Annotated in this window: 20 protein-coding genes; 14 read left to right on the top strand and 6 right to left on the bottom strand. The window is 47.5% G+C overall.

Features of this window, described 5'->3' with window-relative positions; genetic code table 11:
* Positions 1–6: 6 nt before the first annotated feature.
* From BM082_RS03645 to BM082_RS03680, 8 genes are all read left to right on the top strand, one after another.
* Positions 7–1,272 (top strand): ABC transporter substrate-binding protein, encoded by a 1,266-nt coding sequence (locus BM082_RS03645; protein ID WP_074925344.1) that lies wholly within the window; start codon positions 7–9, stop codon positions 1,270–1,272.
* A gap of 94 nt (positions 1,273–1,366) precedes the next feature.
* The gene (locus tag BM082_RS03650; protein WP_017015243.1) at positions 1,367–2,260 is read left to right on the top strand and encodes a carbohydrate ABC transporter permease; all 894 of its coding nucleotides are present in this window, start codon (positions 1,367–1,369) and stop codon (positions 2,258–2,260) included.
* Positions 2,257–3,066, top strand: coding sequence for a carbohydrate ABC transporter permease (locus BM082_RS03655; RefSeq protein ID WP_017010368.1), 810 nt, complete (start codon positions 2,257–2,259; stop codon positions 3,064–3,066). Before BM082_RS03650 ends, BM082_RS03655 begins: the two co-directional genes overlap by 4 nt.
* 12 nt (positions 3,067–3,078) lie before the next feature.
* The gene (locus BM082_RS03660; RefSeq protein WP_017015244.1) at positions 3,079–3,879 is read left to right on the top strand and encodes a phosphodiesterase; all 801 of its coding nucleotides are present in this window, start codon (positions 3,079–3,081) and stop codon (positions 3,877–3,879) included.
* Positions 3,880–4,084: 205 nt separating this feature from the next.
* A complete protein-coding gene (locus tag BM082_RS03665) occupies positions 4,085–4,510 on the top strand; it encodes a GFA family protein (protein ID WP_026025000.1) in 426 nt (141 codons plus the stop codon).
* A gap of 355 nt (positions 4,511–4,865) precedes the next feature.
* Complete coding sequence (locus tag BM082_RS03670; RefSeq protein WP_017015246.1) at positions 4,866–5,996, top strand: S-(hydroxymethyl)glutathione dehydrogenase/class III alcohol dehydrogenase; 1,131 nt, start codon at positions 4,866–4,868, stop codon at positions 5,994–5,996.
* A 140-nt stretch (positions 5,997–6,136) separates the two neighbouring features.
* A complete protein-coding gene (locus BM082_RS03675; RefSeq protein WP_017017001.1) occupies positions 6,137–7,393 on the top strand; it encodes a dicarboxylate/amino acid:cation symporter in 1,257 nt (418 codons plus the stop codon).
* A gap of 601 nt (positions 7,394–7,994) precedes the next feature.
* A complete protein-coding gene (locus BM082_RS03680; RefSeq protein ID WP_017015247.1) occupies positions 7,995–8,525 on the top strand; it encodes a hypothetical protein in 531 nt (176 codons plus the stop codon).
* Between the two features lie 270 nt (positions 8,526–8,795).
* On the opposite strand, the gene BM082_RS03685 is transcribed toward BM082_RS03680, so the two are convergent.
* Both BM082_RS03685 and malI read right to left on the bottom strand, forming a co-directional pair.
* A complete protein-coding gene (locus BM082_RS03685; protein WP_017015248.1) occupies positions 8,796–9,878 on the bottom strand; it encodes a site-2 protease family protein in 1,083 nt (360 codons plus the stop codon).
* Positions 9,879–9,947: 69 nt separating this feature from the next.
* Positions 9,948–10,994 carry a Mal regulon transcriptional regulator MalI gene (malI, locus tag BM082_RS03690; protein ID WP_074925347.1) on the bottom strand — a complete coding sequence of 349 codons (1,047 nt, stop codon included), beginning with the start codon at positions 10,992–10,994 and terminating at the stop codon, positions 9,948–9,950.
* 199 nt (positions 10,995–11,193) lie between these two features.
* Here malI and malX point away from each other — a divergent pair, with 199 nt between their 5' ends.
* The 5 genes from malX to BM082_RS03715 all read left to right on the top strand — a co-directional run bounded on the left by malX (position 11,194) and on the right by BM082_RS03715 (position 18,338).
* Positions 11,194–12,777: a maltose/glucose-specific PTS transporter subunit IIBC gene (malX, locus tag BM082_RS03695; protein ID WP_074925350.1), complete on the top strand. Its 1,584-nt coding sequence runs from the start codon at positions 11,194–11,196 to the stop codon at positions 12,775–12,777.
* 121 nt (positions 12,778–12,898) lie between these two features.
* A complete protein-coding gene (locus BM082_RS03700; RefSeq protein ID WP_074925353.1) occupies positions 12,899–14,080 on the top strand; it encodes a MalY/PatB family protein in 1,182 nt (393 codons plus the stop codon).
* Between the two features lie 314 nt (positions 14,081–14,394).
* Entirely contained in the window at positions 14,395–16,023 is a 1,629-nt protein-coding gene (locus tag BM082_RS03705) for a carboxypeptidase-like regulatory domain-containing protein (protein ID WP_244275920.1), read from the top strand.
* A gap of 252 nt (positions 16,024–16,275) precedes the next feature.
* Entirely contained in the window at positions 16,276–17,007 is a 732-nt protein-coding gene (locus BM082_RS03710) for a glycosyltransferase family 2 protein (protein WP_017015253.1), read from the top strand.
* Between the two features lie 53 nt (positions 17,008–17,060).
* Entirely contained in the window at positions 17,061–18,338 is a 1,278-nt protein-coding gene (locus BM082_RS03715; RefSeq protein WP_017015254.1) for an LssY C-terminal domain-containing protein, read from the top strand.
* 101 nt (positions 18,339–18,439) lie between these two features.
* On the opposite strand, the gene BM082_RS03720 is transcribed toward BM082_RS03715, so the two are convergent.
* A complete protein-coding gene (locus BM082_RS03720) occupies positions 18,440–19,783 on the bottom strand; it encodes an ATP-binding protein (RefSeq protein WP_017010381.1) in 1,344 nt (447 codons plus the stop codon).
* Positions 19,773–20,432, bottom strand: coding sequence for a response regulator transcription factor (locus tag BM082_RS03725; protein WP_017010382.1), 660 nt, complete (start codon positions 20,430–20,432; stop codon positions 19,773–19,775). The genes BM082_RS03720 and BM082_RS03725 overlap by 11 nt, the downstream gene beginning before the upstream one ends.
* A gap of 294 nt (positions 20,433–20,726) precedes the next feature.
* On the opposite strand from BM082_RS03725, the gene BM082_RS03730 reads away from it, so the two are divergent.
* Positions 20,727–21,194 carry an Sbal_3080 family lipoprotein gene (locus tag BM082_RS03730; protein WP_017010384.1) on the top strand — a complete coding sequence of 156 codons (468 nt, stop codon included), beginning with the start codon at positions 20,727–20,729 and terminating at the stop codon, positions 21,192–21,194.
* Positions 21,195–21,266: 72 nt separating this feature from the next.
* Here BM082_RS03730 and BM082_RS03735 read toward each other — a convergent pair whose 3' ends face one another.
* Both BM082_RS03735 and BM082_RS03740 read right to left on the bottom strand, forming a co-directional pair.
* Positions 21,267–21,734: a DUF2846 domain-containing protein gene (locus BM082_RS03735; RefSeq protein WP_017010385.1), complete on the bottom strand. Its 468-nt coding sequence runs from the start codon at positions 21,732–21,734 to the stop codon at positions 21,267–21,269.
* Positions 21,735–21,969: 235 nt separating this feature from the next.
* A complete protein-coding gene (locus BM082_RS03740) occupies positions 21,970–23,376 on the bottom strand; it encodes a tryptophanase (RefSeq protein WP_017010386.1) in 1,407 nt (468 codons plus the stop codon).
* Positions 23,377–23,975: the final 599 nt, after the last annotated feature.

Raw genomic sequence — 23,975 nt, forward strand, 5'->3', positions numbered from 1 at the left:
GAAACTATGAAGTTCTCTACGTTATTCAGTTGTGCCTTTGCAGGTGCATTTGCGATGTCTGCACACACGGCTTCTGCACAAACCGAACTCAACATGTATTACCCGATTGCGGTGGGTGGATCACTCACGAAAGTGGTTGATGGCATGGTGACTGAGTTTGAAAAACAAAACCCAGATATCAAAGTAAATGCTATCTACTCAGGCAACTATGATGACACGCGTGTTCGTGCGTTGTCAGCGTTGAGTTCCGGCGAACCTGCACAACTGGCTGTGATGTTTTCTATCGATGTTTATGACCTTATCGAACAAGACTTGATTACCCCTTTTGATGACGTCATGAATGGTGAAGAAGACCATGCGTGGTTGAACGATTTCTATCCAGCATTGATGGAAAACGGCCAAGCGGAAGGCAAAACATGGGGCATTCCATTCCAACGTTCCACCATTGTTGCTTACTACAACAAAGAGATGTTTAAGGCTGCTGGATTAGACCCTGAGAAGCCACCTAAAACGTGGGACGAATTGGTAACAATGGGCAAAAAGCTCACCAATGATGATACCTATGGCTTGATGATTCCATCGACGGGTTACCCTTACTGGATGTTCCAAGCGCTGGCGATTCAAAACGGCCAAAAGCTCATGTCTGATGACGGTCTAGAAACCTACTTTGATGATCCAAAGGTGTTAGAAACCCTCAAATACTGGAAATCACTGTCTGCGGAACACGGCATTATGCCAACAGGTACGGTTGAGTGGGGCACCCTGCGCCAAGCGTTCTTAGAAGGCAAAACCGCGATGATGTGGCACTCCACGGGTAACCTGTCATCGGTGAAAAAAGGCGCGAAATTTGATTTCGGTGTTGCCATGTTGCCAGGTAAAGCACGTTTAGGTTCACCAACAGGTGGCGGTAACTTCTACCTGTTCAAAGACACGTCTCAGAAAGAAAAAGAAGCGTCACTCAAACTGGTTAAGTTCATGACATCGCCAGAACAAGCGGCTAACTGGTCGATTGCTACAGGCTACATGGGCGTATCGAAAAGTGCTTATGAAACGGAAGCACTCAAGAACTACACCGTTGAGTTCCCACCTTCATTAGTTGCTCGCAACCAGCTCGAACACGCCGTGGCTGAGTTTTCTACCTATGAAACGGCACGTGTCCGTGAAGGGTTGAACAACGCGATTCAATCGGCACTGACAGACAGTAAAACGCCAGAAGAGGCGTTGGGCGAAGCGCAAAAATCTGCAAAACGCTTACTGCGAGATTATCAATAACTGCATCTTGCTCCGCTTGACCACAAGCGGAGCCATTTCTCGCTTAGCGTAGCGGTACTAATTTAGCGCAGCGGTACAAATAACGAGTAATACTATGAATCGATACGCAGAAATGGAGCGTCGTCGGCAGCACCTTTATGGGTGGTTTCTCCTTACGCCAGCGGCAATTCTGTTAACCCTCTTTGCTTTCTATCCATCGATAGCGACGTTCTGGGAGAGTCTGTTTTCGCGCGGCACGCGCAGACGGCCTTCGGAATTCTCCGGTTTAGAAAACTATACCGACTTATTCAACGATCCAACGTTTTGGATTGTGGTGAAAAACAACCTGTTTTATGCAGGGATTACCATTCCTGCATCTATCGCGATTGCACTTGCTATGGCGCTCTGGGCGAACTCAAAGATTCCCGCCACGGGGTTTGTGCGTACGGCTTATTTTACGCCGACCGTGTTGCCGATGATCGCGGCGGCCAACCTGTGGTTGTTCTTCTATACCCCAGATTTAGGCGTGCTTGATCAGATTGGCGCACTGTTTGGTTTGCCATCCATGAACTGGCTAGGGCGACCTGATACGGCGCTTTGGGCCATTATCATTGTGACGATTTGGAAAGAAGCTGGCTTTTTCATGATCTTCTATCTGGCCGCTTTGCAGACTATCCCCGTGGACTACAAAGAAGCGGCTGACATTGAAGGCACAAGCCGTTGGACTTATACGCGCCGCATCGTGTTACCTCTGTTGATGCCAACCACCATGTTCATTGTGGTGAACGCGATGATCAACTCGGTCAAACTCATTGACCATCTGTTCATCTTGACCAAAGGCGGGCCGTCAGACGCCTCCAAACTTATTCTTTACTACATCTGGGAGATGGCGTTTGCCTTCTTTGATGCCCCACATGCCGCCGCGATGACCGTAATGGTATTGCTGGTGTTGGGTATCGCAGCTGCCATTCAGTTTTTGTACCTTGATAGAAGGACGCATTACCAATGAAATCGTTTAATAAGTTTATTGATTCCTTTGGTGCACACCTTCTTGCCGTTATCTGGATTTCCCCGCTGGTGTTTGCGTTTTGGGCGGCTTTCCATACCACGTCTGACGCAGTTAATTTCAACCTTCTGTCAGGTTGGACGCTGGATAACTTCCGTGAAGTGTGGAACGGCGCACCGTGGCTTCGCTACTTCTGGAATACCTTTTGCCTCGTGACGATAGTCCTCATTGGACAGTTCATCATCACCACCTTGGCGGGGTTTGCGTTTGCACAAGTGAAGTTTCCAGGTAAGGACTTTGTGTTCATTCTGGTATTGCTTCAACTGTTTATCTTGCCGGAAGTGTTGATCGTCGAAAACTATGCGATAACCTCAAAATTGGGGCTGTTTGATACCATTCTCGGTGTCGGTATGCCCTATATGGCGAGTGCCTTCGGGATATTCTTGATGCGACAATCCTTCAAGTCTGTGCCTTATGAACTGCATGAAGCGGCGAGTGTAGAAGGTTGTTCCATGTTTGGCATTTTGATGAAAGTCTATGTGCCTCTCGCGAAGCCAACCTACCTAGCGTATGCCTTGGTGTCAGTGTCTACACACTGGAATAACTTCCTTTGGCCGCTCATCGTCACTAACTCTGATGACACGCGTCCATTGACCGTCGGGCTATCTATTTTCGGCGCACCAGAAAATGGTGTAGATATTTCGGTGATTTCGGCGGCAACCATGATGTCGATAGCACCACTGTTGATAGCATTCTTAATTTTCCAACGTCAGTTTGTTCAGGCATTCTTGCGTGCGGGTATTAAGTAACAGGGTAGAAATATGGGTTCTCGTGTTATTCAGTTAACTGACATTCATCTTGTGCCGCGCCAACAGCGGGTTTCTAAGGTGCTCGATACATATACCTTGTTTGAGCAGGCTATCGAAAAGATTGCAGATGATCTGCCAAGGCTTGGTCAGGTGGATGCTATCGTGGTGACTGGGGATGTCTCGGACCACGGCGATGAGGAAAGTTATCGCGATTTTCATGCGATCATTTCTCGGCTTAATCTGCCTTATGTGGTGATACCCGGCAATCATGATAAGCGTGAAGCCATGGTATCAGCCATTGATGGTCTGTCAGTGTGTGGGGAGACAGGGGAGTTAAACAGTGTTTACCCCCTTAGTGCATTTGACATTATTGCGTTGGACACGGTCATACCTGGGAGTGGTGCAGGTGCGTTGAGCGACAATACACTCGCGTTTCTTGAATCTGCTTTAGCGACAGATTTAGAGAAGCCGGCGTTGATTACGATGCATCATCCACCGTTTGATTCGGGTATCCAGTTTATGGATAACATCGGGTTAAAAGGCCGAGATGACATGGCGCGTATTTTGGCGCAGTCGCCGCGAGAGAAGCGGGTGATTTGCGGGCATTTGCATAACAGTATTGTGTGTAACATTGGCAATGCGACCGTACTTTCTGCCCCTGGTGTTGCGAGCTCATTTCTGACGGACTATCGCGATGATGCCCCCGTCGGCTTCACGCAAGATCCCGGCGGTTATATGGTGCATGATTGGTCTCATGGCTTCAGAAGTACGTATGTTTCTCTCTCGCGTCACGGCGGTTTGTTCGCGTTTTAAAGGGGAAAGCTTAGCCCTATCAATAAGAAACTACGTCAGAAATGGCGTGTTTTTTTTGTTTATGCGCCAAAAACTGAGTATTGGTGAACGTTAACATGTTTTGTTCACTCAGTGAGATCTTGCCGATTTGGCGAGGTATTGTGTAGATAAAATAACTGTTTTTATATACAGTATTTCAGTTTTTTTTATTGGATGAGGATGCAGTATGAGTGAGTCTGAAAACTATACAGGGCAGTGCCTGTGCGGCAGCGTAAAACTCCATGTCGCTGAAATAAATCCTAAATTTACGGTGTGTCACTGTGGTACATGTAGAACGTGGACAGGTGGGCCATTGTTTGCGGTGCAGTGTGGCACCGGTGTGGTGCTGGAGGGAGACGAAAACATCACGATTTTCGACTCTTCGCCTTGGGCAGAGCGTGGGTTTTGCGCGAAATGCGGCACTAATTTGTTTTATCGCGTTAAGAGTACGCAGAGCTACAACTTATCGCTTGGGCTGTTCCCAACGTTGCCAGCGCTTGAAATGGACATGCAGTACTTCAGCGATCTCAAACCGGATTACTATTGTTTCTCTAACGAAACTAAAGCGATGACTGAAGCCGAGATCATGGCGTACTTTGCGAGCCAAACGTAGCCACCATCCTTCTTTGTGCTGCGTTATTCTCTGGCTATGGGACTAACGCAGCTTACATCGTCCATTTTTCTAACAAAACGTCCGTCCTTTGTTGTGTTTATCGTATTTCACGCCTTTCGATTATTACCCACAGGTAAAAGTTCTTTTCAATTTTGATGGATTATCAAATCTCAGTAAAAGCCTAAAATGCGCCCCATCGAAACGCGAAACGGTGTTGACTCGTTTTGGCGGTTTCTTCCTGTTTAAGTCCAAACGAACTGAACACTGTATTTTCAGGTTGTTTGGATATATCGATGCAGACGTATTTAACCTGATTTGTTTTTAGTTCTGCTGCATGAATTATTGAGAGATAAAAATGACTGACCAATTTATTAAATCTAAAGCGGCCATTGCTTGGGCACCAAACCAACCACTGTCTATTGAAGAAGTGGATGTGATGCTGCCACGTGCAGGCGAAGTGCTTGTACGTATTGTGGCAACCGGTGTTTGTCATACGGATGCCTTCACTATGTCAGGCGATGATCCAGAAGGTATTTTCCCTGTCATTTTGGGTCACGAGGGTGGCGGTATTGTTGAAATGGTCGGCGAGGGTGTGACCAGCGTTGAGGTGGGTGATCATGTTATCCCGCTTTACACACCTGAATGTGGTGAGTGTAAGTTCTGTAAGTCTGGCAAAACCAACCTTTGCCAGAAAATTCGTGAAACCCAGGGTCAAGGCTTGATGCCTGACGGCACAACACGCTTCTACAAAGACGGCCAGCCTATCTTCCATTACATGGGCTGCTCGACATTTTCTGAGTACACCGTATTGCCTGAGATCTCTCTGGCAAAAGTCAACAAAGAAGCGCCCCTAGAAGAAGTGTGTCTGCTGGGTTGTGGTGTGACGACAGGTATGGGCGCGGTATTGAACACCGCGAAAGTACAAGAAGGCGACACGGTGGCAGTGTTTGGTCTGGGTGGTATTGGTCTTTCTGCCATTATTGGCGCTCAAATGGCGAAAGCGAGCCGCATCATTGCTATCGACATTAACGAAAGCAAGTTCGAGTTAGCGCGTCAGCTAGGTGCGACAGACTGCATCAACCCGACACAATTCGACAAGCCTATTCAAGATATGATCGTTGAATTGACAGATGGCGGGGTTGATTATTCTTTTGAATGTATCGGCAATGTGAATGTGATGCGTTCAGCGCTTGAGTGCTGTCACAAAGGCTGGGGTGAGTCTGTGGTTATTGGCGTTGCCGGTGCTGGCCAAGAAATCTCTACGCGTCCGTTCCAGCTTGTGACTGGCCGTGTGTGGCGTGGTTCCGCATTTGGTGGTGTGAAAGGGCGTTCTGAACTGCCAGAAATTGTTGAACGCTATATGGCTGGAGAGTTTAAATTGAACGATTTTATCACCCATACAATGGGCTTGGACGACATCAATCATTCGTTCGATCTAATGCATAAAGGCGAAAGCATTCGCACTGTGATCCACTTCGATAAGTAATTCTCGTTCCAATACTCGAAAAACGGCCTTTATTCGAAGGCCGTTTTTTGTTGTTGTCGGCCCTACAAGGTCAAGCGGTGAGCAGCATCGCTTTGTACATCAAGATTAACCATCAGCTCTACGCCTAACGGATATTCGTTATGAACCGCAAATTACTCTCATCTCTTCCTGTTCAATTGCTTCTCGCCGGGATTGCGGCTTGGTGCTTTACGGCACTTTTACCTTCTGATAGTGCGTTTACTGACAGCGCGTTGTATTCCCTGATCGTTCTGGCAAAAACCACCTACATCGGCCTGCTCAAAATGGTTGTTGGTTTGGTGGTGATGCTATCTCTGCTACAAGGCATTACCAGCATTGGTTCGACTGTTAAGTTAAAAGCACTCGGCATGAAAACGGTCGTGTTTTACTTCATGACGTCATTGCTGGCGATTTCTCTTGCGCTTGGGGTATCGCTTTCATTGCCTGAATGGCCAGCACTCATCGAGCCGTCATCCGTGGTTGTTCAACCGGGCGTTGAGTTGATCAGTGAAGCATCCAGCAGTGCGGGCTCGATTGCGACCAAGTTGTTTTCTATGGCGCTGGTCAACCCCGTTGATGCGCTTGCCAACACCAACTTGCTTGCGATTGTCGTTTTCTCATTGATGTTGGGCATGGCATTGTTGGCAACCTTGCCACGCGAGCACGCGGTATTTGAAGTGATTTCAGGCCTCAACACCGCGGTGAATTATGTAGTGTCTGGTATCATTCGACTCGCGCCACTTGCGGTATTCGCGATTGTTGTTGAGTTCACGCTGAATAGCGGGGATGCCCTGTTTGGACAACTTGCCTTATTTGCTTTGCTCGTCTTTGTGCTTACCGCGATACATGGCGGTATTGTATTGCCATTGATCGCGAGGCTGATGACGGGCATTCGGTTGGGTCAGCTCTTCAAGGCACTATCTGCACCGATGGCAATGGCATTCGCCACCTCTTCAAGCTCTGCGACATTGCCATTGTCGATGCAGGTTGCGGAAGAGGAGCTGGGTGTTTCTCAATCTACAAGCAGCATGGTGTTACCGCTGGGCGCGATCATGAACATGGATGGCACAGCCTTGTTTGAGGGTGTGGCTGCCATCTTCCTCGCTCAGTTGTATGGCATCGATTTAGGCACGAGTGGTTTGGTCATGATTTTTATTATGGCGATGGTGTCTTCCATCGGCGCGCCAGGTATGCCCTCGGGCTCGATGTCAGGAATGCAATTGGTGCTACTTGCGGCGGGCATCCCCTTAGAAGCCATTGCTATATTGCTGATCATTGAACGCCCGCTTGATACTTTTCGGACGGCGGTGAATGTAGAGGGTGACTTGATTGCAGCCTTGGTCGTGGACAAATGGCAAGAAGGCAAGGCCACCGTTTAGAGACGTTATCTCACGCGTTGTTGGTGTGCATCCCGATAACGCGTGAGATAGATAGGTCTGCCATTGGAGATTTTTAATTACTGTTTTATTTACAATAGGTTAATTAAAATTTTATTGATTCGCATTGAAAAATAACTTTCTAATATATCCAGTGCAGTTACATACGAATATGCACTTTGTTTTGTTTGAAAAGTGCGTGTGATTTCAGGCTTTAATACGTTAAATCAGGAAATTAGGAGCATGACTTGATTAATGAAAATTTTGAAAGTTGACAATGAGTAGTTTGTATTAGCTTAATAATAACAAGGTGTTGAGTTGTGTATTGTATGCTTAACACCTTGTCTGATTCTTAATGTACCTGGCTCTTTGTGTCTGTTTTTCTCAAAATGTGCAGTTGTAAATATATATGTGCCAATCCGACGTGTTTTCTATGCAACTCCAGCTCAAGTGTCTCTAATATAAAACAGATCTCATTAGATATTTAGCTTTGTAAATAAAGAGGGTTGTAATTTCAAACTCTCATAGCTAGCCTCTCACTAACTCGAGTTGTTTCGTCAATTCGCTAAAGCTTAAATGTAATAAAGTGAGTAAGGATCTGGTTATGAATATTGATTTCTTTTCGCTGAGCCAGGACGCTAGAACTTCATTACTGAATGCAGTCCATGCATTGAGTACATTAGGGACCTATTCGGAAGATCAAAATAGAACAGCAACTACACCTTTTTTAGATACGATCAATGTGTCGCTTCTTTCCATTCAGATTGAAACGGCTAACTGGAACAATAAGCTCTATGAAATCATTCATTCAGAGATCCCATCCGGTTACTTTGATGAGGAAAGTGCACACGTACTCGTAGATGCGGATGCATTCTCTCGCAGTGCAGAAGAAATGTTGCGTATTCAATCTGAAGCGACGTTCAACTCAAAAGACATTAAATTGGCGACGGACGTGTTATCCGTTATCGGTCAGTTGAAAGTCGCGGTGTTCAAATTGCGCAAATCAATCGAGAACGTCATTAAACTCGAAATGCGCATGCAAGGCGCCGAATCTGTCGATGAAGCCAGTTTTGATGCCATGGCAGACGCACTCACTTCTGTCAGAAAAAGCAAAACACCGACGGTTCTTCATTAATTTTTTGAAGGAACCGATTAACATGAGCGTTTCTCGCATCTGGCGAGGCGCTCTCGTTAATTCTTTAGTCTCTCAGCACTGGCTTACTCAAGTTCTGAATATTATGTGAACTTCGAAACAGGGCTGACATCGGAAAACATCACGTCAGCAATGAGCGTGATTAAAATGCAAACGGTGCAACAAACAAACTGATTTGCTGTTTTCGTCTTGATTAGACACAAAAAAACGCCAGCAAATGCTGGCGTTTTTCATGTGCGCGTTCCGAAAGCGTTAGCTTTGCAGGATCATCAATGGCAGCGCCAGCATGTCATCACCTTTGGTCGCAAAGTAAATGATCACGCCAATCAATGACGCTACCGTCACCAAATACCATGCGGTACTGAATAGCTGCCCATAGCGGGTGAGCGGCAGTAGGTGAGAGTGGTGACGATACTTCCATTCAAACACAATCTCCGCACTACCTATCAACAGCAAGAAGCCGAGTAGGGCGAGCCCGAAGGTATAGCTAACAAACACACCGACTGCTGCGCCAGCTACACACGCAATCAAGCCTGCGATACTGTTCATCGAAAAGCTGATGCTTTTGAGTATGTGCCCTCCATCAAGCGGCAAGATGGGCAGTAAGTTAAACAGGTTCAACAGGGCGTTAAATGTCGCAATGCCTGCAAAGAAAATGTTGCCAGTGATCCAATAAGCCACCATGGCGGCTAACGACATAAACAAACCGAATGTCGGGCCCATGATAGAGATCACCACGTCTTGCCAGCGTGTGTTTATTTTTTCATCACTGAGTGCCGCGCCGCCGACGAACGGAATCAGATAGATTCCTTTGGTTTTCATGCCGAAGTATTTCATGGCGCGAATATGCCCATACTCGTGCACGACCAAACACGCGATCAACGTGACGGCAAATTGCCAAGAAAAAAGCCATGAATAGGCAGCAACACTTGCACCGGCAAGCACCACTTTAATGACCTTGGCACTTTTGAATAGCTTCATGCCGAGAGACGCTAAACCAATCAGACTAAATTTTGTCTTGCCTTGCGGTTCAACTACCGGCGTTTGACGCTCGATGTCTTTTTCATCGCGAGAACCTGATTCCACCACTTCGTCGTTAACGGTAACGCGATAGTCGATCGTAAACGGCTGCCAGGTTACGGTGGAAGCGACGTTGACCGTTAAGATCAGTTCGTCTCTTGCGAGTTGAAACGAGTGAGTTTTTTCTTCTTCGCTGTCCGCACTTGCTGCCAATTGAGAGACAAGTTGATTATCCCAGTAAAGCGCTTGCCAACCTGCGAGCGAGCCTTCTAAGCGAAGCGGTTTGCCCAGGCAAGAAATATTGAATAATTCCAAAATGATGCAAAGAGTAGTGAGTGATGGCGCTAATGTACCAGTTTTTGCTTCCACCTTACATCAGGCTGACTACGCATTGGTGAGTGTGGGGGCAACAATGACTTTGCGCGGAATCGTGTCACTCTCCTCAAACTGCTCAATCAGGCGCTTCGCAGCCTGTCGGCCGATTTCCTTCGCATCGGAATTTACAAAAGTAATCGGCGGTTCGGTGAGTTCGGCGTCTTGTACCGCATCAAAGCCCACGATGCTGAGTTGCTTGCCGATAAAAATGTCTTCCCCGACAGAGCGGCCCACGCGCGCGATGCCTTGAACCGCGCCCACTGCCGTTGACGAGTAATGGCACAACACCGCGGTGATTTGCGGGTGCGTGGCTAACAAGGCTTGAACGGCATCGGCAGCAGGGGCTTGGCCTGCATCACATTCAATCACCCATTCTGGTTTGAGCGGCAAGCCAAATTGCATCAAGGTGCTGCAATAGCCACCAACACGTTCAGCACGACAAAGAGAGCTGCTTTTTCCGCCGACGTACGCAATGCGTCGATGGCCTTGATTGATCAGGTGCTCGGTCGCCATTTTGGCCGCGCTGGCGTTATCAGGGCCGACATAGTCAATCTGTTGATTCAATGATGCGCGGGAAATGCACACCATAGGTAATTTGTGCGCCTTTAATACATCAGCATTGACGTGCTGGTTTTCGTTGTTTGGACAAAACGCGATACCGCCGACGCCTTGGCGCGCCATGGTCAGCATGCAATGCTCGAACTTTTCGTCACTCTCGCCACTTTGTGCGAGGAAAACCATATAGCCTTGCTTTTCTGTTTCTTCGCAAAGCCCTGCAGCAACTTGTGCGTAATACGGGTCACTGATGTCTTTTAAGATCAGCCCGATGATTTCGCTACTGTTGGAGCGAAGGTTAGCGGCAGATCGGTTCTTCACGTACCCCAGTGCTGCAACTGCGTTATTTACCTTTTCTATGGTGTCGGGCGAAATGCGCCCTTTGTTGCTAAGTACCATAGAGACAGTGGTAACAGAGACGCCAGCGTGTTCAGCCACTTCCGTGATGGTCACTTTTTTCAACAGATTCCCTTTTTCAGCATAGGTAAAACGTTTTATCACTCAAGCATACGGTTATTTTCCCGTTTTTTAAAGCCGATCAAATTTGCTGACTATGCAATCATGCACAGATCACAAATGTTTTGATAAAACGTTTTATCAAAATTTTTCCTTCCCTATTATCCGCGTAGAAAACACATAGTCCTAACGATAGGGCTGTAACCAGCACAACTGTCATGTTTCTCAATTTCGGAGAGTGGTTATGACGAACAAAGCAGCGACAAAATCCACCATGTGGGAATTCCTACAAAGCCTTGGCAAAACCTTCATGCTGCCAGTGGCACTTCTTGCATTCTCAGGCATTTTATTGGGTGTGGGCAGTTCACTGTCGAGCTCAGCGATTCGCGAAGCGATCCCATTTTTAGATAACACCTTGCTTCAATACCTGTTTATGTGGATGACCAAGATTGGCTTGGTGGCATTCATTTATCTGCCAGTGATGTTCGCGATTGCGATTCCACTGGGTCTGGCACGTGAAGAAAAAGGCGTGGCAGCATTCGCAGGTTTTGTGGGTTACGCAGCGTTCAACTTGGCGATTAACTTCTACCTGACTGTGGCAAATGTGCTGGGCGACCCTGCGGCGAGCAAAGCTTATGGCGTGAAGAGCATCATCGGCATTGAATCTATCGACACAGGCATCTTGGGTGCGGTGTTGGTGGGTATTATTGTTGCCAAACTACACATACGCTTCTACAAATTCAAAATGCCTGATGCATTGGCATTCTTCGGCGGTGCGCGCTTTGTTCCTATCATTTCAGCCATCACGCTGGGTGTGGTTGGTGTGCTTATTCCTTTTGTTTGGCCTTACTTTGCTGCAGGCATCAACGGTATCGGTAACTTGATTGCAAGTGCGGGTGCGTTTGGTCCAATGCTGTTTGGTACGGGTGAGCGTTTGCTTCTACCTATCGGTTTGCACCACATTCTTGTTGCGCTGGTTCGCTTTACTGAAGCGGGCGGCACCATGGCAGTGTGTGGCGAAACTGTGTCTGGCGCGTTGAACATCTTCTACTCAGAGCTTGCGTGTGCAGAAACCAACGGCTTCACGCCAGAAGTCACGGCGTTCCTTTCACAAGGTAAGATGCCAGCTTTCCTTGGCGGTCTACCTGGTGCGGCGCTGGCAATGTACCACTGTGCAAAACCTGAAAACCGCTCAAAAATTAAAGCGCTGCTTATCTCGGGTGTGGTTGCATGTGTCGTGGGTGGTATCACTGAGCCGCTTGAATTCCTGTTCCTGTTCGTTGCGCCAGCGTTGTACTTCATTCACGCTATCTTGACGGGCCTTGGTTTCATGGTGATGGGCCTGCTGGACGTGACCATCGGTAATACCGACGGCAATATCATCGACTTCTTGGTGTTCGGCGTGCTTCAAGGAACAGCAACGAAGTGGTACTTGGTGCCTGTGGTTGCAGCAGCTTGGTTCGCGGTTTACTACGGTGTGTTCAAGTTCGCGATTTTGAAGTTCAACCTAAAAACGCCGGGCCGTGAAGTGGATACCGCAGAAGTGGATAGCGAGCTAGAAGCTGCATTCATTAACGAATCAGGCAAAGGTGCAGCCATCCTGAAAGCACTAGGCGGTAAAGACAACATCACGTCTCTAGACAACTGTATTACTCGCCTTCGTCTGACGGTTGATAACATGGATTTGGTCGATGCAGACAAGCTAAAAGCTTACGGCGCGCTGGGTGTGGTGAAGCTCGATGCGCACAGCCTGCAAGTGGTTATCGGTACGCAAGTGCATTTGGTGAAGAATGAAATGCAAGCCCTGATGACAGCAACAGCGAGCTAAATTAACGATTCCCCCACATGAAATCCCCGGTCTGATAGGTCTCTAACAGGCTGGGGTTTTTCAGTTTTATTCGTACAAAACACACCGTATTAAGACGGTGTGAGTTCGGAAGATACAAAGCATGACCAAGACCTTTGATTTTGACACCACGATTGACCGCATGGGCACGTACTGCACGCAGTGGGATTACGTGCAAGACCGCTTTGGGAAAGCTGGCTTGTTGCCATTTACCATTTCAGACATGGATTTCGGTGCACCAGAGGCTGTGGTTGAGGCGTTGAAAGCGCGCCTAGAGCACCCAGTGTTGGGTTACAGCCGTTGGAATCATGATGATTTTAAAGGCGCGATCGTGCGCTGGTATGCCTCTCGATTTAATGTCGAAGTGAATGCTGAACACATTGTTTACGGCCCCTCGGTGATTTATATCATCGCTAAATTGATTGAGAAATGGAGCCATGTCGTTGATGGCGTGGTATTCCAAACGCCTGCTTATGATGCCTTCGATAAGTTGGTTGAAGGGTCAGGTCGTCGCTGTATTCGTAATCCGCTGATCAAAACCGATTCAGGGTGGGACGTGGATTGGACGCGTCTTGAAGAACAGCTTGCCCTGCCAGACACGACGATTTTCCTACTGTGCAGCCCTCATAACCCAACGGGGCGTGTATGGCGTAAAGAGGAGCTTACCCGCATTGCAGCGCTGTGCGACAAACATGCGGTGGCGGTCATATCCGATGAAATCCACATGGATGTCGCGTTTGAAGCCCACACGCCTTGGCAAGGCTTTGGCATGCAGACGCGTTGGGCGCTCGTCACGTCGGCCTCGAAGTCTTTCAACATTCCTGCCTTGAATGGGGCGTATGCGTTTATTCCTGATACGCAGTGCCGAGAGCATTACTTGTTCAAGTTAAAAGAGGTGGATGGTTTGTCGTCGCCTTCAATCATGGGCGTGTTGGGCATGATGGCGGCGTACGAGCAAGGCGAGCCTTGGTTGAATGCCTTGAACGACTATGTGCGAGAAAATCACACGTATGTCGCGTCACGCCTGAATACGGCGTTTCCTTCCGTGAATTACCGCACACCAGATGCAACGTACTTGGCGTGGATTGACCTGTCATCGTTGAACCTAGACATGGACAGATTGCAGCGCGACCTTATTGATTCGTTTAGCGTTGCCATCATGAATGGCAGTGTGTACGGCGACGCAGGGAAGGGCTATGTGCGTCTGAACTTGGGGTGTTCACGCTCGAAAGTCGAAGCCGGTGTTGATGCTTTGATTGGCGCGATCAGGCTTCAACAGCAATAGCATTCGCGCAAACGAACAAAGAAAAACGCCATGCATCATGTGTGGCGTGCTTTTTTAAACTTTTCGCCATGTTGAGCTTCAAAAATCCTCTTTGTCTCTCTCTTCCTCGCAATAACAGATACCTGATTTACCATTGACATCAGGTTCTATGGACGGGGCTCAGACATGATAACCCTCTATTTCATAAGTGATCTCACCCTAATGTGAATATTGTCATTTAATTGATATTAATTTATCAAATGATAATTGTTTTCATATTCATATAAACTATGGTCGCATAGTCGAGATGTGCATATGCTCGGTTTGTTCGGGCTTTGTATGTTTATTTTCTCTTTCTCGCCTTTGAAAAACGCAGTTTTGTTTTGGTGTTACCGGTAATGAGGAGTAACTCGATATCTCAATTCTTACAATTTGAAGGGAATGAAATGCGTAATAAAACATGGCTCTTACTATTAGGGTGCGTCACTTCATTGGCATGGGCTCAGGAAAAGGTGTCTGATGATTTGATGAGCCGCATGATACCGCTGAATCAAGGGAAGCATGCTGCCTCTGTGCATGGCAATACAGCGCTTGTGGGGAATCAACTCTATAAAAAACAAGACGGTTACTGGACGCTCGGTAAAATGTTACCTGTTTCAGTCTCGAACCAAGGGTCGAATAAAAACATTGCCGTTCATGAGCATAATATTGCAGTTGGCGAGCCTTCTATTTATGGACCTGCGGGGAAAATATCGCTTTTCAAACGAGACTACACGACTTGGCCTTATCAATGGGAGGCGTCACAAGAAATCGCTCAGACTTCGTCGTCACAAAACCGATGGGGGCAGACGGTATACGTAGATAATGATCTGTTGGCGTTTACTGTCTCTGTGCAACGTGTAGATGTGTATAAGAAAAATAATGGGCAATGGGTGTTTAATCGGTCATTGGAATTGCCTGAAGGCGCTGTCGGTGAGCTTGGAACTGACATTCGACGTTCAGGAGACGATCTCCTCGTCAGTGTTTATAAGGCAAACAAGGTTCATGTTTATTCCATTTCTAACCAACTTTCACTCAAGCAAGTGATACGCAAACCCAACGCCATAGGAGAGTATCAAAGCTTTGGGTGGTCGTTTGATGTTGAGGGTGACTTACTTGCCGTCGCGGCATACGGATCCCCCGGTAACGTTCAAACATATCAAAGAAATGAAGTTGGTGAATGGGAGGAAGAAGCGCTCATCACGGCGTCTAATCCAAATGGCTACTTTGGGCATGATGTAGAGCTCAGCGAGGGTCAATTGTTCGTAGGCGATGATGAAAATACAAGTATTTATCACTTTGCTCGCGATAACGCTGATGCATGGAGCATGGTGGATACGATTAGGGGGAGCGAATACAGCTTTGGGTATGCATTTGATGTCGACAAGGGCGCGATGTTTGTTGCTAGCAGCTTTTCAGCGTCGCTATTTACCAAAGCTATGTATGAAGTGTCGTTAACTGGGCGTGTTATCGACCGTCTTGGCGTGTCGCTGAAAAATGTCGATGTTTCGGGATACTTGTATGATGTAAAAACGGACGAATCGGGTATTTTTCAATTGAACGTTCCTGTCAATTGGAGTGGTCAGTTGACTGCATATAAACGCGGCTTTGATGAGGCAGATTCGCAGGCTATTCGATGGGTTGGCAGTGATACTGTACTTTCTGATTTTTCGTTGACCTCCTCGAGAGAAACACTAACGATCAAAGCGTTTCTAATGAACGATGGATGCGATCTCAACAAGGTCAAATTTGAAAATTTATCCAGTAAACGAAGAGGAAGGGCACAATATCTGATCGCTATCCCCTACGGTTGGTCTGGTGAAATCAAACCAGTTGCTGAAAATTGTGAGTTTTTCCCTGAATCTGAATATATCGATTACGCTTCCGATGATGAGGTGTTTGGTTTCTTCGCCTCAGGTTACTAATATCTTGCACTAAAAATAAAGTCCGCAAACGCGGGCTTTTCTCTTTAAACGCTGCCATAAATTTGGCGCAGGTATGCATTTTTTGGACATGCCCGCTTCATTATGCTTGACCGACATTGTACCTCACAGTGACGCGCTGAAATCGAACCTGAACTGAATATGAACAACCTCCTCACGCTGGGTTAAGGGTCACCCCGTTAAGCTTCTTATCAACTTAAGCAAACATATCAATTGCAAGGTAAGGAGCAACACATGGAATCAGTTAGCGTCGTCATTATTACTCTGAACGAAGAGAAACGAATTGGTCGTCTGCTGGACGATTTGTGCCAACAAACTCACCGCGATTTTGAAGTCATCTTGGTGGATTCAAACAGCGACGATGCAACCTGCGACGTTGCCCGTTCCTACGCGGAAAGCCTGCCAGCTCTGACCATTCACCGCATGGAAACCCGTGGTGTCAGCCTTGGCCGTAATACGGGGGCGTCGCTCGCTAACAACGAACGTTTACTATTCTTGGATGCCGACGTTCGTTTGTCTGCGGATTTCCTAACAAAAGCCGTCAATCAACTGAACGACAAAGACCTCGACGTCGCTGGCGTTTACATGGGCGCAACCAACCTGCCGATGGTGCAAAAGCTATGTTATGCGGCGTTCAACGGCGGCATGTTCGCCACCCAATTCTTCTTCCCAACCGCGGTCGGTGCTTGCATCTTTTCGACACGCGCTGCCCACGAAAAACTGAACGGCTTTGATGAAAGGATCACCTTGTGTGAAGACTGCGACTACGTGCGCCGCGCCAGCAAAAATGCGCGTTTCCGGTTCATCAATACCACGTTTGACTTTGACCCTCGTCGACTCGATCAAGACGGCATGATGGCGACAGGCATGACGTACGTGAAAGCCAATGTGCGTCGTTTCTTCTTTGGCGAAATGCGTAACAACGAAATGGAATACAAGTTCGGTCACTATCACGAGCAAAAGTAACGTGAATGGATTTGTTAGCGAAACAAACATAAACACGGTAATTCGAGGCAATCATGTTTGAGTCTTTCGGTCTGTTTCTGGGTGCATTTTTCGATGCGCTGATTGGGCCTAACCTGTTTGTGCCAGCAGAGCCATTTCTGCTGGCCGCAGGATATCAGCTTTACGATGGCATCGTATCAGGCGTTCTTATGGTGTTGCTCGGTGGGTTTCTTGGCGACCAATTGAGCTATTTGACGGGTAGAAAGTTTGGTAAGCCTGCCCAACAAAAACTGATGAAGTGGCAACCTAAAACCCGACGCGCATTCGCTCGCTGTCGTCATCTCATGGCAACCAAAGGCACGGCGGCACTTACCTTTTCACGCTTGCTGGGCCCCGTTGCTTGGGTTGTTCCCTTTATGGCAGGCACACAAAAAATTTCATGGGCACGATTTACGATCTTCTCCAGCATTGGCTTAATGCTTGGCGCGGGGCAGTTTATTTTCTGGGGCTATTTACTCGCTGCAGGCGTTGAGCAATACCCTTATCTCGATGCATTCATGACCATGTTGGTCGAACACAAATACAGCTTAATGGCCACGGTAGCAACAATCGTTCTGGCGTGGGTAGGGTATGTTTATCGCTGGAAAAAATTACTACCTAAAGTGAGTGCGTTTTTCCTCGCGGCCATGCTAACCGTGAATTACAGCCACTATTTCTGGTTTGCCGATAACTTTATCGATACGACGCCAACAACCACGGTTACGCCTTTATCGTTGAACTACAAAGCGTACCCAGGGAAATCGCCGATCTTTGATGCGCAGGGCGTCAATGTACTGTTTGTCGGCGAGACACCAAGGACCATGATGACGTCTTTAGGATGGATAGAGAATCAGACCTTTTCTCGCAACGACATTGATTGGAATGACTATGTGGGTTTGCTGAAAGGGCAAACACCGCCTGTGTCTGATTTGTTCTGGAATGGTCGTCCGCAAGACATGGCATTCCAACTGCCGGGTGATTTGCTAAAGCGAGCGCATATTCGTTGGTGGCAAGCTGGAATCGATGAAAGGTTGAATCAACCGATGTGGGTGGGCGCAATCAGTTATGACGATGGACTAACGCTCACCATGTATTCTGGGATCATTACCGTATTACATAGCATTGACCCTAACATAGATGCAGAGCGAGACAAGCTAGCATCGTTGATCAACACAGAATTGCCCGAGATGACGACTGCCTATTATCAAGCCATGCCTGCCTTGGCGGTCGATGAAGACCATGATTATTACAGCGACGGACGTGTGCTGGTGGTGAACGATCCTCAGCTCGTGCTCACGCATCAAGCCCACTGATTTTCCGGTGATAACGGGGTAACACTCAGAGCGATAAAGCGTCGAGTGTCACCCCGCATAGTGTGAGTAGATGTGGAGACTGAGACGGTAAAGAGAGAAAACTAGCGTGCTCGCTTCACGGTTAACACCACTTTCAATCCACCCATGCGCCCGTTACACAGGTCGAGTTTACCGCGATAACTGTGGGCGATTTCCTTCACAATGTTTAACCCCAACCCTGTGCCAGGAACGGATTCATCCAGACGCACACTGCGCTCGAGCACATTTGCCATTTCTTCTTTGGGAATGCCGTCGCCATCGTCTTCAATACACAGCTGAACCGTTTCTCTCCCTGCATCAATCTCATACACACGAACGAGCGATTTCGCCCATTTGTAGCCATTTTCCAGCACGTTTCCGAGCATTTCGTCGAGATCTGCAGGGTCAACCGCCACATCCAATGCATCGTCGAGCTCGTTAACCACGATGATTTCCCGCGAGGCATAAACCTTATCAAACGCCATGGTGATGGCATCGACACGCTCACAGGGGTTCGATTTCACCGCCAGAATGTTCATTGATCCCGCCACCCGAGCGCGCCCCAAGTGATAATCAATTTGGGTTTGGATTTGCGTCACTGAAGGCAGCAGCTTCTTCTGGGTTTCCTCGTCGAGGGTGAGAATGTCATTTTTCAGCACAGACAATGGCGTTTTTAGCGCATGGGATAGGTTACCTGCGTGGTGTCGCGCCCGTGAAAGCAGCTCGTGATAATGGAAAAGCAAGGCGTTCAAATCCGATACTAAAGGCGACACTTCCTGCGGATAATTGGTGCTCAGCGCATCCTGTTTTCCTTCTTTCAGCGCGACCAATTCTCGTTGCATGTCGTTTAAAGGCAACAGCGACCACGCGACTTGCAAGCCGATAAGGACCAACACGCCAATAAACAGCATCGACAAAATAACCCATAACTTACTGGTAAGGCTTTTAAGCACATCTTCGGTTGGGTCTTCATCAATGCCGATCATAACCTTGACGGGATGTTGACTGCCGTCAGGTAGCCATGAATCCGAAATCGTAATCAGGGTTTCTTTGCGCGCGCCATGTATTTCTTTGAGGGGGCCTTTCACGTCCTCATAGAAATCTTTGCCTGCGAGAGAAGGGGAGCGAAGCTGTTGGCTGCCTGCACTGATAGACCAATACAAACCGCTGAAACGTTGTTGGAATCTTGGATCTGAAAGCGGTTGGGAGAGGCTTAGCGTTTGATCTTCAGCAAGCTGTAAGTTGGTCGAAATCTCGGTCATCGAAAGCTGTAAGCGCTCTTTGGTGGCGTCGACGAGGTAGTCATTCACCAACACAGGAATGCCCACGCCAGCGATGGACACCATCACGGTCAACCAAATGACAGTGGCTAATAATAAGCGACTTTTTAAGCTCAGTTTTCCAATGTAACTGACTCTACTGCGCATTAAATTGATACCCCAAGCCGCGAACTGTCTTGATGATGTCGGGCGATATTTTCTTTCTGATACGGCCGATGAACACTTCAACCGTGTTCGAATCGCGTTCAAAATCTTGCTTATAGATGTGCTCAGTGAGCTCCGTTTTGGAGATCATCTTTTCGGGGTTATGCATGAAATGCGCGATAACTTTGTATTCTAATGCCGTCAGGCTAACGGCTTCGCCATGCCAAAGAACGGTAGAGGTACGGGTATCTAAACTTAGATTGCCCAGTTGCAACGTCGGGGAGGCACTGCCTGAAGCGCGTCTAAGGTGTGCTCGTAAACGTGCGGTGAGCTCGAGCATTTCGAAAGGTTTGGTGAGGTAATCATCTGCGCCAGCATTTAGCCCTTCAACGCGCTGCGACAAGGTATCGCGCGCACTGAGGATAATCACAGGCGTGTTGATGTTCTCGTCACGGATGCTTTTTAGCACGGTTAAACCGTCTATTTTCGGCAAGCCGAGATCGAGCACGATGGCATCCCACGACTCAGACGTTGCGCGATAGAGGGCATCAATGCCGTCTTGAGAAAGCTCAGGCATCCAATCATTTTTTTCTAGCGTTTCGAGTATCTGTTCACCCAAACGTGGCTCGTCTTCTACCACTAAAATTTTCATTCTTTCACTCTCACGAATTCGTGTTTTCTATCCTGCCTGAACACGGGAGTAAAGTACGTCCCATTGCTGAAAAGCGACATAAATCAATACGTACTGGATATTGCTCATAACAAAAGTATGGTCGAGAGAATGTGAAAAGAAGGTCGAAAGTCGAAGAAAAATCCAACGATTTGAGTGGTATATAACACTGATTTCGCCACGAACAACTTTTGATGCACCTGCTTCTTTGAACATACGGTCATAATTCAATGCGCGCTAAATATCGGAATGTGTTGAGACCAACAAGGACGAACAATGAAGAAATGGTTAGTTATCTTATTCGCATGTTTTGTTTTGGCGGGCTGTTCAGCGCCTAAATTCACAGTAACGCCTATTGCGACAGACATACCGCAAGACAAAGTGACGATTGTTGAACACAAGCGCACACGTGCCGTTTTTCTCGATAACATGCTGGATTGGTGCAGAGATTCAGGAAAAGACTGCAAGGTTGTGCGTCAAGCAAGCGCCCAAGGTGATGCGCCTTTAACCTTGAATTACATCTCTCGCTGGAGCTGGGATTTACGGACTTACATTGCAGACGCAAAAATCACAGCTTTCAAGCAGAATGAAAAAGTGGGAGAGGTGACCTTTGTTGCGCCTTATAGCGCGAACCTCGATAAGTTTGGCAATGACAACAAACGCATTCAAGCCATGATGGCATTGCTCTTTGGAGAACTGACGGAAAAAGAAGCACAACGCAAAATTTCCGACGGTGAAATGTAGTCGCACAAAACGCTTAAGAGGATGTAAAAAAGCCCGCAGAAGCGGGCTTTTTAGATATGAGTCAATAGGTTGTTATTTTGCCGAGCAAGAACCTTTCACTGCCATGTTGAGCTTTTGGACTTCAGCTTTACCTGTTGCTTCATCCGCTAACTCTACGCCAGCACCACCGACAAAAGCCCCCATTTTGATGTATTGCTCAACGAAATAGAGCTTTCCTTGTTCTGTGTCTATCAGAAGATCGTTGGGAGAGAATTCTGATTCAGTCGAGACTTTGGTTCCTTTGCCAGCAAGGACTTCATGATAGAAGAAAATACCAGGAGCTGTCTCACCTACACACTCATCATTGATAAACACATCTTTTTTCAATGCGGCGCCAATAGCAGAATCGACACGATAAACATAAATGCCCGCATTGTCTGAAGAGATGGGCGCTTTAAATTCTTTTGCTGCGCTTGTATCGGCATCTGACACCATAGGTACAGATGCACAGCCAGAAAGACCAAGTGTTGCTATCAAAGCCAAACCGAGTAATTTTTTCATTGTTATTCCTTTAACGAAAAGAGTTCATTGTTATGAAAGGCATTGGATCTTTTTGTGATTGGCGTTTGCTGCCCTGCAAATACCGGTAATCATTCCAGCACAAAATAACAACAAATCGACAGTGTGTGGTGACGAGTTTTTGATATAGGTATGTAAGAGAATTTAAGAAATGCGATCTAACAAAAGTTGAAGCGATGCCTCTTCCTCTCAGTAGGAGGAAGAGGAGTAATAATCCTTATGATTTAGTTTGTTGCTTAAATCGTGCAGTAAAGTGCCTCAATACTGCAGGTTCGTAGGTGAATGCCAATCCCTTGAGCGACGCTGCTTTGTCTTTGAGTTCAATCAGCGCGTCGGCGATGTAATCCATGTGGTCATTGGTATAAACGCGGCGTGGAATAGTGAGTCGCATCAGTTCCATCGGCGAGGCTTTTTGTTCACCCGTGGTTGGGTTTCTGCCAAGCAGTAAAGAACCAATCTCGACGGCGCGAATACCCGCTTCCACATAAAGTGCGTTCGCAAGCACATGGCCTGGGAACTGATCGCCAGGAAGATGAGGCAGCATTTTCCCTGCATCAACAAATACAGCGTGCCCACCGGTTGGATACTGAATGGGAATGCCGCCTTCACGCAGACGCTCGCCCAAGTATTCCACCTGACGAATACGGTAATTGAGGTAGTCTTCGTCAGCGCCTTCATACAGACCGCGTGCGAGGGCTTCCATGTCTCGGCCTGCCATGCCGCCATAGGTAACGAAGCCTTCCATCGGAACGCAGCGTGTTTGCACGGCTTGGAACAACTCTTGGTGATCACGCACACAACACAAGCCGCCGATGTTCACGAGCGGATCTTTCTTCGCCGACATGGTGAGCATATCGCCATAGGTATACATCTCACGGATGATGTCCGTGATGGAGGCATTTTCATACCCTTCTTCACGCTGTTTGATGAACCATGCGTTTTCGCAATACCGGGCGGAATCAATCACCACGGGGATGTCGGCTTCTTTGGCGATGTCATACACTGCGCGCATGTTTGCCATGGATACCGGCTGACCGCCTGAACTGTTACACGTCACTGTCGTGATGATTGCGGCGATGTTTTCTGCGCCATAGTGCGCAATGGTTTCGCGCAGTTTGTCGAGGTCGAAGTTGCCTTTCCAATCGTCATAAGTGTTGGTGTCGAAGGCTTTCTCGGTTAACACGTTAACGGGAATGCCGCCATTCAGCTCAACGTGACCTGCCGTGGTGTCAAAGTGGTAATTCGAGATGAACACCGGATCGGTGCCGCCGCGTACTTGGCGCATTCGCTCGATTAAGCAGGGAAACAAAATCTGCTCAGCGCCGCGACCTTGGTGTGTCGGTACAGTGAGCTTGTAACCAAAGAAGTGCTCTACTGCGTCGCAGAGATGGTAATAGTTTCGGCTACCTGCATAAGATTCATCACCCATCATCATGCCTGCCCATTGATTATCACTCATGGCACCTGTGCCTGAGTCGGTGAGCAGATCAATGTAGACATCTTCACTGCGCAACAAGAAAGGGTTTAACCCCGCTTCTTGCAGTGCCTTAGCACGGTATTCAGGCGTGGTCATTTTGATGGGTTCAACCATCTTGATGCGGAAAGGTTCTGGTAATCGTTTCATTGTTTTGATCCTATTTTTTGCCCAAAGCTGCGCCCTTATTGGTCACGAAGAACTTGTCGCTAAGCATTGTTTTTAAATAACTTATTGCCAAGAACTTACCGTAAAGTGCGGAGCGCGTATGGCATTGGGCGTATCGATCACAAGAGGTGGCAATTCGCAGGGCTCTACTGCTTGAATGACAAGACGAAGAGATCACAAAAGAAAGCGCTAAACACTCAGTGAACGAGAAAATTAAAAATGTGAAGGTGACGCGAAGGCGTCAAACAGGATCAAACGCGAGGGAAATCGTAGGCGAGTTGAATATCATTGTTGTACCAGTGTGACAGCAAAGCGCTGTCAGAATGATTGCTGCAAAGGTTGCAGTAAAACATCAGCACTATCCTCCTTGTCGTTGGTAAACATGTCTTTAATGGCCACATTTGCACAGTTCCAAGTTATTCACACCTTGCGCCGCACAAAATACGTCTCTATCCATTTACCCTAGCTGAACTTTCCTTTTTGTGAAACACCGAGTGTTAAAACAAAAGTATGAGTTTCACGCTGGTTTCAATTCCGAGACACGTTACTAGGTGCTTTCGTGCATATAGTGTTCGTAGGTT

Origin of the sequence: Enterovibrio norvegicus DSM 15893 (assembly GCF_900115495.1) — a bacterium.
Classification (GTDB): domain Bacteria; phylum Pseudomonadota; class Gammaproteobacteria; order Enterobacterales; family Vibrionaceae; genus Enterovibrio; species Enterovibrio norvegicus.

Excerpts from the sequence above, each read along its gene's own strand:
- BM082_RS03645 (WP_074925344.1), top strand. The coding sequence starts at position 7 with ATGAAGTTCTCTACGTTATTCAGTTGTGCCTTTGCAGGTGCATTTGCG.
- BM082_RS03650 (WP_017015243.1), top strand. The coding sequence starts at position 1,367 with ATGAATCGATACGCAGAAATGGAGCGTCGTCGGCAGCACCTTTATGGG.
- BM082_RS03655 (WP_017010368.1), top strand. The coding sequence starts at position 2,257 with ATGAAATCGTTTAATAAGTTTATTGATTCCTTTGGTGCACACCTTCTT.
- BM082_RS03660 (WP_017015244.1), top strand. The coding sequence starts at position 3,079 with ATGGGTTCTCGTGTTATTCAGTTAACTGACATTCATCTTGTGCCGCGC.
- BM082_RS03665 (WP_026025000.1), top strand. The coding sequence starts at position 4,085 with ATGAGTGAGTCTGAAAACTATACAGGGCAGTGCCTGTGCGGCAGCGTA.
- BM082_RS03670 (WP_017015246.1), top strand. The coding sequence starts at position 4,866 with ATGACTGACCAATTTATTAAATCTAAAGCGGCCATTGCTTGGGCACCA.
- BM082_RS03675 (WP_017017001.1), top strand. The coding sequence starts at position 6,137 with ATGAACCGCAAATTACTCTCATCTCTTCCTGTTCAATTGCTTCTCGCC.
- BM082_RS03680 (WP_017015247.1), top strand. The coding sequence starts at position 7,995 with ATGAATATTGATTTCTTTTCGCTGAGCCAGGACGCTAGAACTTCATTA.
- malX (WP_074925350.1), top strand. The coding sequence starts at position 11,194 with ATGACGAACAAAGCAGCGACAAAATCCACCATGTGGGAATTCCTACAA.
- BM082_RS03700 (WP_074925353.1), top strand. The coding sequence starts at position 12,899 with ATGACCAAGACCTTTGATTTTGACACCACGATTGACCGCATGGGCACG.
- BM082_RS03710 (WP_017015253.1), top strand. The coding sequence starts at position 16,276 with ATGGAATCAGTTAGCGTCGTCATTATTACTCTGAACGAAGAGAAACGA.
- BM082_RS03715 (WP_017015254.1), top strand. The coding sequence starts at position 17,061 with ATGTTTGAGTCTTTCGGTCTGTTTCTGGGTGCATTTTTCGATGCGCTG.
- BM082_RS03720 (WP_017010381.1), bottom strand. The coding sequence starts at position 19,783 with ATGCGCAGTAGAGTCAGTTACATTGGAAAACTGAGCTTAAAAAGTCGC.
- BM082_RS03725 (WP_017010382.1), bottom strand. The coding sequence starts at position 20,432 with ATGAAAATTTTAGTGGTAGAAGACGAGCCACGTTTGGGTGAACAGATA.
- BM082_RS03730 (WP_017010384.1), top strand. The coding sequence starts at position 20,727 with ATGAAGAAATGGTTAGTTATCTTATTCGCATGTTTTGTTTTGGCGGGC.
- BM082_RS03735 (WP_017010385.1), bottom strand. The coding sequence starts at position 21,734 with ATGAAAAAATTACTCGGTTTGGCTTTGATAGCAACACTTGGTCTTTCT.
- BM082_RS03740 (WP_017010386.1), bottom strand. The coding sequence starts at position 23,376 with ATGAAACGATTACCAGAACCTTTCCGCATCAAGATGGTTGAACCCATC.